The sequence below is a fragment of the Rhodopseudomonas sp. NSM genome (assembly GCF_052445935.1).
GTDB lineage: Bacteria > Pseudomonadota > Alphaproteobacteria > Rhizobiales > Xanthobacteraceae > Rhodopseudomonas.
Window position 1 is genome coordinate 417361 of the sequence record NZ_JBQTCH010000001.1, and the last position, 14651, is coordinate 432011.

12 protein-coding genes are annotated in these 14651 nt (G+C 65.7%); all 12 read left to right on the plus strand.

Annotated features, from left to right (window positions below; genetic code table 11):
• Window positions 1-267: 267 nt before the first annotated feature.
• The 12 genes from ACTZWT_RS01840 to ACTZWT_RS01895 all read left to right on the plus strand — a co-directional run bounded on the left by ACTZWT_RS01840 (window position 268) and on the right by ACTZWT_RS01895 (window position 14617).
• Window positions 268-2049, plus strand: coding sequence for an IucA/IucC family protein (locus ACTZWT_RS01840; protein ID WP_444768449.1), 1782 nt, complete (start codon window positions 268-270; stop codon window positions 2047-2049).
• Window positions 2033-3766 (plus strand): IucA/IucC family protein, encoded by a 1734-nt coding sequence (locus ACTZWT_RS01845; RefSeq protein WP_444768015.1) that lies wholly within the window; start codon window positions 2033-2035, stop codon window positions 3764-3766. The genes ACTZWT_RS01840 and ACTZWT_RS01845 overlap by 17 nt, the downstream gene beginning before the upstream one ends.
• A complete protein-coding gene (locus ACTZWT_RS01850; RefSeq protein ID WP_444768016.1) occupies window positions 3763-5031 on the plus strand; it encodes an AMP-binding protein in 1269 nt (422 codons plus the stop codon). The genes ACTZWT_RS01845 and ACTZWT_RS01850 overlap by 4 nt, the downstream gene beginning before the upstream one ends.
• Window positions 5028-6338, plus strand: a complete 1311-nt coding sequence (locus ACTZWT_RS01855) for a DUF6005 family protein (RefSeq protein ID WP_444768017.1) — start codon at window positions 5028-5030, stop codon at window positions 6336-6338. The genes ACTZWT_RS01850 and ACTZWT_RS01855 overlap by 4 nt, the downstream gene beginning before the upstream one ends.
• A gap of 82 nt (window positions 6339-6420) precedes the next feature.
• The gene (locus tag ACTZWT_RS01860) at window positions 6421-7326 is read left to right on the plus strand and encodes a siderophore ABC transporter substrate-binding protein (protein WP_444768018.1); all 906 of its coding nucleotides are present in this window, start codon (window positions 6421-6423) and stop codon (window positions 7324-7326) included.
• Window positions 7323-8300, plus strand: coding sequence for an ABC transporter permease (locus ACTZWT_RS01865; RefSeq protein WP_444768019.1), 978 nt, complete (start codon window positions 7323-7325; stop codon window positions 8298-8300). The genes ACTZWT_RS01860 and ACTZWT_RS01865 overlap by 4 nt, the downstream gene beginning before the upstream one ends.
• Window positions 8293-9243 carry an iron chelate uptake ABC transporter family permease subunit gene (locus ACTZWT_RS01870; RefSeq protein WP_444768020.1) on the plus strand — a complete coding sequence of 317 codons (951 nt, stop codon included), beginning with the start codon at window positions 8293-8295 and terminating at the stop codon, window positions 9241-9243. Before ACTZWT_RS01865 ends, ACTZWT_RS01870 begins: the two co-directional genes overlap by 8 nt.
• Window positions 9240-9998, plus strand: a complete 759-nt coding sequence (locus tag ACTZWT_RS01875; RefSeq protein WP_444768021.1) for an iron ABC transporter ATP-binding protein — start codon at window positions 9240-9242, stop codon at window positions 9996-9998. Before ACTZWT_RS01870 ends, ACTZWT_RS01875 begins: the two co-directional genes overlap by 4 nt.
• 196 nt (window positions 9999-10194) lie before the next feature.
• Window positions 10195-11184 carry a FecR family protein gene (locus ACTZWT_RS01880; RefSeq protein WP_444768022.1) on the plus strand — a complete coding sequence of 330 codons (990 nt, stop codon included), beginning with the start codon at window positions 10195-10197 and terminating at the stop codon, window positions 11182-11184.
• Between the two features lie 100 nt (window positions 11185-11284).
• A complete protein-coding gene (locus tag ACTZWT_RS01885) occupies window positions 11285-13546 on the plus strand; it encodes a TonB-dependent receptor domain-containing protein (protein WP_444768023.1) in 2262 nt (753 codons plus the stop codon).
• Between the two features lie 128 nt (window positions 13547-13674).
• Complete coding sequence (locus tag ACTZWT_RS01890) at window positions 13675-14160, plus strand: GNAT family N-acetyltransferase (protein WP_444768024.1); 486 nt, start codon at window positions 13675-13677, stop codon at window positions 14158-14160.
• 178 nt (window positions 14161-14338) lie between these two features.
• Window positions 14339-14617, plus strand: coding sequence for a DUF2218 domain-containing protein (locus ACTZWT_RS01895; RefSeq protein WP_444768025.1), 279 nt, complete (start codon window positions 14339-14341; stop codon window positions 14615-14617).
• Window positions 14618-14651 lie beyond the last annotated feature (34 nt).

Sequence of the window (14651 nt, forward strand, 5' to 3'; positions counted from 1 at the left end):
GTCCGGACGGCGAGCGTCCGGAGATAATCTCAAGGCTGCCGCAACACCATTCTTAAACAGTTCAAAAGCGTGTTTCAGCGATTATTACTGACCATTCTTCTAACCGCATTCCTCTCGGAGATGTCAACGCCAACGACATCTCAACGATTGTTTGCTGGTTGAATTCTAAACTACGGATCGGACTTGCATTACGGCTTTCACGGCCGCGGACCGTTTAACCCATGAGGCCCATCAGCCCCGGGGCGGTTCGCGGAAGAAGACATGCCGATGCACGTATCCATGCGCCAGGTTGCCGAGCGCGCAGCATTCCAGAGCTTCGCCAACTGCTATCTGCGCGAGGTCGACCCCGGCGCGCCGTGCGCGCGCTGGGCGAAGCACGGCGACCCTGCGGACTACATCGAATGGGCCTGCCCGATGGCTGCGGCGGCGCTGCGCGCCGAAATCGAGCGGCATTCATTGTGCGGGCCAATTCGATTTGGACGGGTCTTCGTCTGCCGGTCGCCGGAAAACGCCTGGCGCGAGATCGCTCCGCTGCGCGCGCTCTATCTCATGGTGCAGGAATGCTACGCCAGCATGGGCGCGGAGCGGGCGGATGCGTTGCGCCATGAAGAAGCCGAACTGCTGGGCCGCGTGCTCGACAGCTACGATTGCATAGCCGATGGCCTGGAACGGGCAGCGGAAAGCGAGGGGACGAATTTCCTCGATGGCGAACAGAGCCTGGTATTCGGACACTGGCTGCATCCTACCCCGAAGAGCCGTCAGGGCATGACCAGCTGGCAGCGGCCCACTTACGCACCCGAACACCGCGAGCAGTTCCGGCTCGCCTTTTTCGCCGCCGACTCGGCACTGTTGCGACAGGATGCGGCGCCGGGCGTTTCCCTGCCCGACATCATCAAAACGATGATACCGCCAAGTGAGCATCCCCGGCTACAGTCGGGCGAAGGGCTTATTCCGATGCATCCGCTGCAGGCCGAAGCGCTGATGCTGGATCCTGCGGTTGCAAGGCTGGCAGCCGAGGGACGGCTACGTTCCCTCGGTCATATCGGCGCCTGTTTCTCGCCGACCTCCTCGGTGCGGACGGTCTACAGCGCGGACGTCCCGTGGATGCTTAAATTCTCACTCCCGGTCAGGATCACCAACTCGCTGCGCGCCAACCAGATGTCCGAGCTCGAAGCAGGCGTCGCCATGTCGCGGCTGTTCGCACGCACGGATTTTCTCGCCCGCCATCCGCGCTTTCGCCTGATCCGTGATCCGGCCTATCTCACGCTCCAGCTGCCGGGATGCAGGGAGAGTGGATTCGAGGTGATCTTCCGCGAGAACCCGTTCACGAGAGGCCTCGAGAACACCGGCGTCACGATCGCGGCGCTGACGGCCGATCCACCGCCGGGCGCCCGGTCCAGGCTGGAGAGGATCATCCGCGACCTCGCCGCGCGCAGCGGCGAGCCGGTGGACGACGTCTGCAGGCGCTGGTTCGCGGCCTATCTCGACTGCGCGCTCGATTCGATGATCCGGCTCTACGACGAACTCGGCGTGGCATTCGAGGCACATCAGCAGAACGGCCTGCTCGACGTCTCGTCCGGGTTTCCGACCGCGTTCTACTATCGCGACAATCAGGGGTTCTATCTGTCGAACGCGCACCGCGAGCGGCTGACGGCGCTGGTGCCGGAGACTGCCGGCATCGCCGGGCTGTATTTCGACGATTACGTGATCCAGGAACGCTTCGGCTACTACCTGATCGTCAATCAGGTGTGCTCGGTCATCGCGCGCATGGGGCAGGACGGGCTGATCGCGGAAGAGGCGCTGCTCGCGATGCTGCGCGAGCGACTGGAGCGGCTCGCACACGAACTCACCGGCGTCGGCGGCGAGTTCGCGGCGGGATTTCTGAGCCGGCCGACCGTCGCCGCCAAGGCCAATCTCCTCACCCGCCTGCTCGACATCGACGAACTGGAGGCCGACGACGGCCGGGCGATCTATGTGCAGCTGCGCAATCCGCTGTTTTCGGCAAGCCGCACCGCACGCCAGGGAGACGCCTGTGCCGCTGCCGTTTGACATTGTCGAGCGGCCGGAAGAGCGCGTGGTACGCCAGCTCACCGCGGCGGCACTCTACGAGAATCTGTTCGGATCGCAGGATTTTGTCCGATGCGGTCCTCGCAGCTTCGAATGGTGCATCGACGGCCGCGCCTGGCGGGCGCGCGGCCGCATCGGCGCCTTCGGCCGTCCGCGGCTGGAAGCCGGAACAGTCGCATGGCGCGCGACTGCCGGATGGCGGCAGGCGTCGATCGCGGACGTGGTCTCGGTCCTGCCCGGCGCAGAGCGCGAGCGCGAGCGGCTCGGCCGCGAACTGGCGCAGACCGCCGCGTTGATGCGCTGGAACGTCGATCACCTGCCACGTCGCGACCGGCGGGATTTGCCGTTCTCCGAACTCGACGCGGCGATCGACGAGGGACATCCCTACCACCCCTGCTTCAAGTCCCGCACCGGCTTCGACGAGCACGATCACAGCACCTACGGGCCGGAGGCAGGCCACACGTTCCAGCTCGTCTGGCTCGCTGTCGCGCGCGACCTGCTGCATCTGTCGCTCCCTGACAGCGAGGACAGGTTCTGGGAGCGCGAAATCGGGGCCGAGGCCAAGATGGCGCTGCGCGCGCGGGCCGCTACGCTGGGACTCGACGCTCGGGAATTCGGCCTGATGCCGGTTCATCCCTGGCAGTGGCGCAGTCTTTCTGAAGATCGAATGAAGCCGCTGATCCGATCGGGGCGCGTGCACGATCTTGGGACGGCGGGAGATCGCTACCGCGCCAGCCAGTCGGTGCGCTCGCTCAGCAATGCGCGGGATCCGCGCGCGAGCGGCGTGAAGCTCGCGATGAACATCGTCAACACGTCGACGCGCCGCACGCTCGAACCGCATTCGGTCGGCACCGCTCCGGTTCTGTCTCACTGGCTCGGCGAAGTGCTCGACGGCGACCCGTTGTTCAGGAGCCGCTACCGGCTCGACATCCTGCGCGAATATGCCGGCGCGATCGTCGACCGGGACGGAGCGCTCGGCGGACAGATCGCGGCGATCTGGCGCGAGAGTGTCGAAAGCAAGCTTGCCGACGGTGAGGCCGCGGCGCCGTTCAACGCGTTGATGGCGGTCGAGGCGGACGGGCGGCCGTTCATCGATCCGTGGCTGATCCGCTACGGCATCAGGGAATGGATCGACCGATTCATCGACGTCGCCGTGTTGCCGGTCTGGCGACTCCTCGTGGTGCACGGCATCGCCACCGAAGCGCATGGACAGAACATGGTGCTGGTTCACCGCGACGGCTGGCCGGAGCGGCTGATCCTGCGCGACTTCCACGACAGCCTGGAATTCGTGCCGGGATTTCTGGCCAGCCCGGCGCTGGCGCCGGACTTCGAGACGCTGCATTCCGACTACCGCGATGCCCGCCCCGATCAATACTATTGGATGCAGCGCCCCGAGGATTTGCGCGACCTGTTCGTCGACTGCCTGTTCGTCTTCAACCTCTCCGAAATCTCGCATCTGGTGCAGAGCTTCTACGGCCTGAACGAGGGGGCATTCTGGTATCGCGTGACGCAGCGCCTCCTCGCCGATCTCGCCGAGCATCGCCTCGGTGATCGCGCCGCCCGGCTCGGCTTCGGCATGCGCGAGATCGAGACTGAAAGCCTGCTCGCGCGAAAGCTCGGGCTCAGCGGGCCCGATCTCCAGCACAGAGTCCCGAATGCGCTCGCGGGGCTTTCCCTGATGACCCGAGAAACAGCATGATCCGTATCGACGACAAGCACTACGATCGCGCCCTGATGCAGGACATGAGCGAGCGCGCGGCCATTGCGACGGCACTCGCGGATCACGCAGGCCGTTGCTATGCGGTGTGCCTCAGCGACATCGCCGAATTTCTGGCGCTGCTGTTCGCGATCCGCGAGGCCGGGGCCGGCATCCTGCCGATCCACCCATCGACGCCGCGCGCGGCGGCGCGCCGAATGGCGGTCGACGCGGGCTGCCACCGACTGATCCTCGACGGCTACGCGACCGAAATTCTCGAAGGCGGCGCTGCCGGCCCGGGACGATTGCTGCAGACGACGTCCGGCACCACCGGCCAGCCGAAGCGGATCGCCCGGAGCTGGGCCGAGATCGACCGCGAGATCGAAAACTACGTCGCGTTCTTCCGTGAGCCGGAGGACATGACTCCGGTGGTCGCCTGCCCGGTCACGCATTCCTATGGCCTGATCTGCGGCGTGCTCGTGGCGCTCAGGCGCGGACAGGTCCCGCATATTCTCAACACCGGAAATCCGAAATTCCTGATTGCGCGCCTGCGCGAGACCCGACAGCCGCTGCTGTATTCATCGCCCGCAATGCTGCACACGATCGCCCGGCTGCTGCCGGCCGGCGAGACGATCTTCGCCGCCATGACCTCCGGCACGCTGCTGCCGGAAAGCTGGTTCGCCGCGATCCGCGGCCGGACCGGACATCTGTTCCAGCAATATGGCTGCTCGGAATCCGGATGTATCGCGATCAATCCCGACCTCGCCGCCGCCGATGAGATGGGACATCCCCTGCCGCATCTCGGCGTCGACACCGGCACGGCGGATGCGCCGCGGGAGATCGTGGTGCGCGTGGGCGAGCGCGAGATTCACACTGCCGATCTCGGTTACTCGAAAGCCGATGGCACTCTCGTGTTCGTCGCCAGGCTCGACGACACGATCAACGTCTCCGGCCTCAACGTCTATCCGCGAGAGGTCGAGGACGTGGTGATGGCGATGCCGGGCGTGACCGATGCGGTGGCTTTCCGCAAGCTCGACCCGTTCGCGGGCGAGCGTGTGGCCCTCGCCTTCAGTGCCGAGCATGCTATCGCGCCCGCGAGCCTGCGCGAATGGTGCGCGCAGAATCTCGCCGCGCATCAGGTGCCGATGGAAACGATGCGCGTCGCCCATGTGCCGCGGCAGGCGAACGGCAAGATCAGCCGGCGCGCAATCGCGACCTTGTATGCCGAGGGCCGGCTCGCGCGGGTCGCCGCGGAGGCCATGGCATGACCCGCGAGGAGATCGTCGCCGCGATCCGCACCGTGCTCGCCGAGCGGATGGACAACAAACACCTCGACGGCTTCGGCCCGCAATCGCGGCTGAACGCCGATCTGTATCTGGACTCCGTGCTGATGCTGAACCTGTTTCTGCATCTGGAGCTGGACCACGGCCTTCCCGCGCCCGAGCAGATCGTCGCCGCGGCGGAGATCGAGACGGTCGGCGATCTCGCGGCGCTGCTGGCCGACGAGATGCCTGCCCCCAAGGACGCGACGACCGCGGCGGACACCACCGAGCCCGACGTGCACGGCGAGGTGTATCAGGACATCAAGGTCCACTGCTTCGTCTCGTGCCTGTGCGACGCGGTGAAGGCGGCCGGACTCGATCACCGACCGATGTATTTCAGCATCTGGGATGCGGACTTCGCCGTCTCCGAGCGCTACCAACTGCTGTATCACACCCCGCAGATCAGCCACGAATTCTTCCGCCGCTGGTTTCAGCGGCTCTACGGCGTGCGGATCACCGAGTGGTACGATCATTCGGCATCGAAGCCGGCCAATCTGGACAAGCTGCTCGGCCTGATGGCGGGACGCCGGCCGACTGAAAACGTCATGGTGATGCTGGACATGTTTCACCTGCCGGAGCGGGAGAACAAGTTCAACCAGAACCCCTTCCCGCATTATCTCATGGTCGAGCCGACCGAGGATGCCGAGATCTGGCAGGTGCGAGATCCGGATTTCCGCTGGGAAGGCCCGATCGCGCGCGAGCGCCTGCTCAACGCCATTGCCCAGCCGAGCGTCGCGGGCGGCTACGTGTTCGACCGAAGCGCGGTGAGACAGCCTGCGGCCGCGGACATCCGCGACTTCTTCCTCGCGAGTTTCATTGCCGACGACAATCCCTTGATCCGCCGTGTGCGGGATATCGTTGCGGCCCATGTCGAGGGTCGCAATGGTCTCTGCGTCGAGGAGCTGAACACCGCTCTGCGCGAGCTGCCGGTGATCTCGATCCGCAAATGGGCCTATGAGCACGGCTTCGCTTACTTCTGGCGAGCCCTGCGCCTGCCGAACGGCGAGTTTCTGCACTGGTGCGACGAAATCGAAGAGCTCGCGCTCGGCTTGACGGGCCTGCACTTCGCGATCCTGCGACTGGCGCAGACCCGCGACCATTCCCACGCCGCGCAAATCTTCGGGACGCTCGACCGTCTCGACGCGCTCGAAGCCGCCATCAAGGCACGACTACACGCGGTGTTTCTCGACTGGTGCGCCGACCAGGGCTTCACGCTTGTACCCTCGTCCAATGACCGACTGGCAGCAGGATGAGGCTCCCGGTATGCAGTCTCCGCCACGCTGTGATCATCGCCCCGCGCCACGCTTGCGGCCACGTTCTGTTCAAAGGCAATCCATGTTCATGATCCGTTTGATCGCCATTCTGGCCGCCTTCGTTCTTCCGGCAGCGGCCTTCGCCGAGTCGGTCGATATCAGCACGGCGCGCGGGGTGGTGGCGCTGCAGGCCAAGCCTCAACGCGTCGCGGTGTTCGACATGGCGGCGCTCGACACGCTCGATCTGCTCGGGGTGAAAGCCGCGGGCGTGCCGGATCGGGTCTATCTGCCCGAGCTGAAGAAGGCCGCCGCCGGCGCGAAAGTCGTCGGCACCCTGTTCGAACCGGACCTCGAAGCCCTCAGCGCACTCGGCCCCGATCTGATCATTCTCGGCGGACGCTCCTCGCCGAAACTGAAGCAGACCGCGCGCGTCGCACCGACCATCGACATGTCGATCGACGGACAGGATCTCATCAAGGACGCTGAAGCGCGCCTCGAAACCTATGGCCGGCTGTTCGGCCGCGAAGAGGCGGCGCGCGAGGCGCAGCGGACGTTCATTGCCGCAGTCGCCGCCGCGCGCGAGGCGGCGAAGGACAAGGGCCGGGCGCTGATCCTGATGACGAACGGGCCGAAGATCTCCGCCTTCGGCGTCGGGTCGCGGTTCGGCTGGCTGCACGCGACGCTCGGCATCGAACCCGCAGTGACCACGATGGGTCCCGGAATACACGGCGAGGCGGTGTCGTTCGAATTCGTCCGCAAGGCTGATCCCGACTGGCTGATTGTGGTCGATCGCGCGCTCGCGATCGGCGCCGGCGACAGCCAGGCGCAGGCGACGCTCGACAATGAACTGGTGCGGAGCACCAAGGCCTGGAAGCAGGGCCGCGTGATCTATCTTCCCGCTGCCGATCTGTACATTGCGGGAGGCGGCATCCAGGCCATGACCCGCGTGCTCGCGGCGATCACCCGCGGATTTTCGGCCACGCAATGATGCCCGTCGAACAGGCGGTGGGGCGCCCTATCGGCGCCGCCGCGCTTCTGGTCCTCTCGGGGCTCTTCGTCACGAGTCTGTTCGTGGGCGTCGGGGATGTTTCGATCCACGACGCCTTCACCGATCCCGATGCGCTTTATCTCATCGCGGCCAGTCGCCTGCCGCGAACGCTCGCCGCCGTGCTGACGGGGGCCGGCCTCGCGATCGCAGGCCTCGTGATGCAGACGCTGGCGCGCAACCGCTTCGTCGAACCGACGACCGCGGGCACCGGCCAGAGCGCCGCGCTCGGCATCCTGCTCGTCACCCTTTTGATGCCGTCGGCCTCGATCGCCCTGAAAACTCTCGTCGCGAGCCTGACCGCGCTCGCCGGCACATCGCTGTTCCTGTCGATCGCGCATCGGCTGCCGCCGACGCAACCCTTCCTGGTGCCGCTTTTCGGGCTGGTCTATGGCGGTGTCGTCGGCGCCGCCGTCACCTTCGTGGCCTGGCACGCCGATCTGCTGCAATTCGTCGAGATCTGGACCAGTGGCGAGTTCTCGGGCGTGCTGCGCGGGCGCTACGAACTGCTCTGGGTCTCGGCCGCGATGCTGGCGGCGACATGGATCTTCGCCGACCGCTTCACCCTGATGTCGCTCGGGCGCGACGTCAGCGTCGGACTGGGCCTCGACTATGCCCGGATGATGCAGATCGGCCTCGTCATCATTTCGGTCGTCACCGCGCTTACGGTCGTGATCGTCGGGCTGATCCCGTTCGTCGGCCTCGTCGTCCCCAACATGGTCTCGCGGCTGATGGGCGACAACATGCGGTCGGCGATCCCCTGGGTGGCGGGCAGCGGCGCAGCGCTGGTTCTGGTCTGCGACATCATCGGCCGGCTGCTGCGTTTTCCCTACGAGATCCCCGTCGGCACCGTGCTCGGCGTGGTCGGCGCCGCGGCGTTTCTCTGGCTTCTGTTTCGCAGGCCGGCCCATGCGTGATCGCTCCACGATCGTGCTGGCGGCCCTCGGCCTGACCGCGCTCGCCTGCATCGGCGCCTTCATGACGATCGGACTCCGCGGTAACCTCGCCTTCGCGCTCGAACTGCGCAGCACACGCCTGCTGGCCCTGATACTCGTCGCAATTTCCATCGCCGTCTCGACGGTGGTGTTTCAGACCGTGACCGCAAACCGGATCCTGACGCCATCGATCATGGGGTTGGACGCGCTCTACATCTTCAGCCAATCGCTGCTGGTGTTTGCGGTCGGCGGGCTCGGCTTCGCGTCACTCGATCCACGGCTCAAATTCGCCGGCGAGGCCCTGGTGATGGTCGCGCTTGCTGCGCTGCTGTTCCTGCCCTTGCTGAGGTCGCGGGTCGATCTGATCCTGATGCTGCTGGCGGGCGTCACCATCGGCGTGCTGTTCCGGAGCCTGTCGTCACTGCTCGTCCGGCTGATCGACCCCAACGACTTCGCGCTGCTGCAAGGCGCGAGCTATGCCGGGTTCGGCAAGATTCACGGCGAGCTTCTGGTCGCGGCCGGCGTGTTGTCCGCGATCGGAATCGCGATCGCCTGGCGAATGCGCCACGTGCTGGATGTTCTCGCACTCGGGCGCGACACCGCGACGGGCCTCGGGCTCGAATGGACCCGCGTCGTCGCCGGGATGATCATGCTGGTGGCGGCGCTGGTCGCCGTCTCCACCGCGCTGGTCGGGCCGGTCGCGTTCTTCGGCCTGCTCGTGGTCGCATTGGGCGAGCGGCTGATCGACACCCGCCGCCATGCGATCCTGCTGCCCGCCGCGGCGCTGGTGGCGATCATCGTGCTTGTCGGCGGACAGACCATCCTGCAGCATGGACTGGGCGGCGTCTCCACGCTCGGCGTCGTCATCGAATTCATCGGAGGGCTCGTCTTCCTCGCAATGCTTCTCCAGGGAGTGCGGCGATGATCGTCGTGAAGAACATCTCGCTCGCCTATCAGGGCGCGACGATCCTGCGGGACATCAATCTGGAGATTCCCGAAACCGGCGTCACCGCACTGATCGGCCCGAACGGTGCCGGAAAATCCAGCCTGCTGTCGCTGATCGCGCGGCTTCAGCCGATCCAGACCGGCTCGATCAGCGTCGACGGGCAGCCGATCGGGCACACGCCGAGCCGCGTGCTGGCGCGCACGCTGGCGATCCTGCGGCAGGATCCGGCGATCGCCAGCCGGCTCCGGGTGCGCGAGCTGGTGGCGTTCGGCCGCTTTCCGCACAACAACGGCCGCGCCACGGACGAGGACCGGGCGCTGACGCAGGCCGCGCTCGAGCGCTTCGACCTGACCGCCTTCGCCGACCGCTTCATCGACACACTGTCGGGCGGGCAGCGACAGCTGGTGCTGGTGGCGATGACGTTCTGCCAGGGCACGCGATGGCTGCTGCTCGACGAACCCCTCAACAATCTCGACATGTTCTATGCCCGCGAACTGATGCGCTCCTTGCGGGACGTCGCCGACAGCGAGCGCCGCGCGATCGTGATCGTGCTCCACGACATCAATCAGGCCGTGACCTATGCGGACCACATCGTGGCGATGAAAGGGGGCACCGTGATCGCGAATGGCCCTCCCGACGAGATCGCGAATACCGCAAGCCTTCGGCGGATCTTCGGCTATGACATGCCGGTCGAGACCTATTGCGGGAAACCGATTGTGCTGAATCACCTGTAGTGGAAAGATGTTTAGGGGCATTCTAGATTGCGCGTTATCAGCAGGGCCGATATCGCACCGGATCGGCGACGAAATCGCGGACCCCGCCCGACCGCTCTCAGTCACACCCGCCTGAACCCTGGGGTCATCCGCGGTGCGGCATAGAAGAGCAGCGCCTGCCAAGACGGCAGACGCTTTTGCGAGAGAATGCGTGGCGATGAATTTCGCATCCGATGACAGCAAGGACCGGGAGCGGACGTCGCGGGAGGCGACCGAGTGGTTCGTGCGGCTCCAGAATCCCCTCGTCTCCGACGACACGCGGCGGGCTTACCGCGACTGGCTGATGGCGGACCCCGCCCATCGCGATGCGATGCGCGACGTATCGGAATTGTGGCGCGCGCTCGACTTTCCCGCCGCGCAGCTCGCGACCACCGGCTGGCATCGCGCCGCCGACGCTGCGGCGCCGCGGCCGCGCAGATGGTTCGCGACGGGATCCAGGCTCGCAACTGCCGCCGTCGTTCTCGTGGCGCTGGCGGGCGGACTGGCGGTGTGGCGCGATCCCGGCCTGATCGACCGGGCGTTCGCCGATGTCGCGACGCTGCCCGGCGAGCGGATCGAAGTAAGTCTCGCTGACGGCACCCTCGCTTTTCTCGATGGCGACACCGCACTCAAGAGTCGCATGAACGGCGAGCGTCGCGAAGTCACCATGCTGCGCGGCCGGGTCTGGTTCGATGTGGCCAGAGATCCGGCGCGGCCCTTCACGGTGCATGCCGGGGGTGTCGATGCCCGGGTGCTCGGCACCGCCTTCGAGGTCAATCGCGAGGCAGCCGCGGTCACTGTCGAACGTGGCGAAGTCGCGGTGTCCGCCGTCGAATCCAGACGCGGTCCGGTCAAGCTGACAGCGTCGCAGCGCGTTGCGCTTCAGGACGGAATGCTCGGTGCACCGGTGCCCGTCGATCCGGAGCAGATGTTCGCATGGCGGCGGGGGCTGATCATCCTCGATCGCGCCCCGCTCTCGCAGGTTGTGGAAGAGCTCGACAAAATGGCGCCCGGCCGCGTGCTGATCGCCGATCCGGAGCTGAAGCGCCTGACGCTCTCCGGCGCTTTCCGCACCGACGAACCCGGCGCGGTGCTGGAAGCCCTGCGCAGCGCCCTCGGGCTCCGCACCGTGTCGGTGCCGGGCTTCGCGACGCTGATCTATCGCTGAGGGTCTCCAGTATTTTTGCGGGGTTTGCCCCACCTGCCCGTTGAACAACGGGAGGGGCCGTCAGTCGCGCGCCCCGAGCGTAGTGGGGGACCTCTAGACCATGCGGAAATTCGCAAGTGCTGCCGTGTTGAACTGCGGCGTATCGATGATTGCAGTGGCGCTTGCCGTTGCCGCTGTGCCCGAAGCGCGGGCGCAGGCAAACAACGCTTACAGTTTCAATATTCCGGCCAAGTCGCGCCTCGCCGCGCTGGCGGACTTCACGGCTGCGACCGGAATCCAGGTGGTGCATCAGGGCGCGGGCGCGATCGGCGGCACGTCCCAGGTGGTGAGCGGCCGATATCCTGCCGACACGGCGCTGCGGACGATTCTGGCCGGCTCCGGCCTGAGCTATCGCTTCACGGGACCGCGCACGGTCGCGATCGAGGCGCCAGGCGGCGGCGGCGCGGCGGTGGCGGGCGGCGGCATCGCGCTGGATACGATCAGCGTCACGGGCGCCGGTCAGGGGATCGGCCGCGACGGCGTCAGCGAGATCAACATCACCAGCGTGGATATCGAACGCCGCAATGCGACCGACCTCAAGGGCGTGTTTCGAGGCGAACCGAGCGTCATCGTCGGCTCCTCGCTGCCGATGTCCCAGAAGGTCTATGTGCAGGGCATCGAGGAAACCAATCTCGCGGTCTCGATCGACGGCTCGCGCCAGAACAACAAGGTCTTCCACCACAATGCGACGACGATGATCGATCCGAGCCTGCTCAAGGCGGTGCGGGTCGATGCGGGCGTGGCGCCGGCCGATGCCGGCCCCGGCGCGCTCGGCGGCGCGATCGCCTATGTGACCAAGGACGCGAGCGACTTCCTGCCCAACGACGGCTTCGGCGGTTCGATCAAGTCGACGTTCAACTTCAACGGCAACACCTCGACCAACAATCTCACCAGCTACACGCGCCAGGGCGGCTTCGAGGCGCTCGGCTCCTTCACCTATGCCAAGGGCAGCGAGTTCAAGGCCGGCAACGGCCAGGAGGTGCTCGGCACCGCGACCAATTTTCTGAGCGGGCTCGGCAAGTTCGCCTATCAGAGCCTCGAAGGCCACCGCATCTCGCTCAGCCACGAACAGATGCGTGACGACGCGATGCGCCCGTTCAGGGCCAATGCCGTGCAGATCATCGGTGGCAGGCCGACGCCGCTGGTGCGCCCCTACACGCTCGACCGGCAGAACACCGTCTTCACCTACACCAACGTCTCCCCCGACGGCTGGTGGGACCCCAAATTCGTGCTGGGCTACAATCGCTCGAAAGTCGCGGTGGACCAATACACCGGCGCCACGCTCAACACCTACAGCTACACCAGCGAAGGAATCAGCGACAGCCTCAACGGCAAGCTGGAGAACAAGTTCGCCTTCTCCATCGGCGACATCGTCACCGGCATCGACTTCTATCGGGACAGCGCGGCATACATCGACCAGAGCTATCGGACAGCGGAAAAGGCCGACAATGTCGGCGCCTATGCCCAAGCGCGGCTGCGACCCTGGGAACGCACCAAGCTCTCGTTCGGCATGCGCGGAGACCACCAGAGCTTCAAGGGCGTCAACGGCTTCCGCTCGAGCGACCAGGGCCTCAGCGGCAACGTCTCCGGCGAATACGAACTGACCAGCTTCCTCAGCGCCAAGGCCGGCTATTCGCACGTCTGGGCCGGCGTGCCGCTGGCCGAGAATTATGTCCAGAACCCCGCCTGGGTCTACGGCGTCGGCCCGAAATCGGTCACGTCCGACAACTACACGGCCGGCCTCGTCGCTCACTACGGAGATTTCCGCTTCGAGGGAGGTGTGTTCCGGACCCAGATCAACGATGCACGCGTGCCTCTTTGGGCCGCCAACCAGGCGCTGCGCGGCTTCGACGTGCAGACGGAGGGCTTCCACGTCGGCGGCACCTACAACTGGGGCGACGGTTTCGCGCGGGTGCGATTCGCGCGCACCGACGCAGAGGTCGACGGCAAGCCGGCGGACACCTATCTCGGCCAGTACCTCACGGCGCCGATCGGCGACGTGCTGACGTTTCAACTCGCCCATACCGTCGTGCCGTGGAACCTGACTTTCGGCGGCGATGTCGAGGTCGTGTTCGACTACGACAAGCTGCTGAATCCGGTGACGGGAATCGGCAAGCTCGAAGGCTACGAAGTCCTCAATGCCTTCGTCGAGCATCGCCCGTTCGCGCTGCCGACGCTGTTGCTGCGGGGTGAGGTCAGAAACCTGTTCAACAGGAACTACGCGGCCCGCGGCACCTACGGGCTGGAATACGGCACCGGCGTGGTGCGGCCGCTCTACGAGCCCGGCCGTTCCTTCCTCGTCAGCGCCAAGCTCGACTTCTGACGAGTGAAAGACGCCCCAGCAAGCCGACCGCAATGACGCCGAGTCCGGGGCCGCATCCCATGTCGGGGTGCGGCTTGGGGCCGGCGAGGCGCGTATCGCATGATGCCTGACGCAGTCTGGAGATCGCAATGGAGGCTACCATCCGCGCGATGCGCAGCGAGGACGCTGCCGACATCTTCGAGATCGTCAATCAGCGCGCATTTCGCTACTGGACTCTCTCCCTCCCCTATGAATCGTTCGACACGATCAAGAAATGGCTGGAGCCACAATCACCACGGGATCTGCATTTCTCGGCGGAGCTGGACGGCCGCGTCGTCGGCGCGTCCGCGTTGCGCCCGTTCTACGGGCGCCGCGCCCACGCGGCCGAATTCTGGATCGGCGTCCATGAAGAATACGCCCGACGCGGTATCGGCTCGCGACTGCTCGCCGCGATGATCGACACCGCCGACAACTGGCTGAACATCAAGCGGATCGAGATGACCGTGTTCACCGACAATGTCAGCGCGCTGGCGCTGTACGACAAGTTCGGTTTCGAGATCGAAGGGACCCACAAGGCGGCGACCTTCAGAGAGGGCGTGTTCGTCGACGCCCATTGCATGGCGCGATTGCGATGATCCGCGAGCGACGCTTCATCGCGCGCCCTCGCACGACCGCTGTCTCCGAACAGATATTCCGTCGGGCACACTGCCAGGCCGGGAAGCGCCCGATGCAGCCGTGGATCGCCGTGGACGTCACGGTGGAAACACATTTCGCACGCAGAGGTCGCCGATGGATTTTCAGTCGGACACCGCCATGCAAACCAGCCGCGCAACCGTGAACACGGCGCATGCGAGCCGCTACTTGCAGCAGCTCTGCAAGCACTGGTCGCATAAATTCGAGACCGAGTTCGATGCGGCCAAGGGCCGGATCGCGCTTCCACTTGGGGAAGCCCGGCTGACGGCCGAACCGGCGAGTCTGGTGATCGATCTGTCCGCGGAAGACGCGGCCGGTCTTGCGACCCTCGAGGAAGTCGTGGCCAGCCATATCGAGCGATTTGCGTTTCGCGAGACGCTCCGCTTCGACTGGGAGTAATCGACGCTCGCGCAGTCGCGAAACTCATCGCACT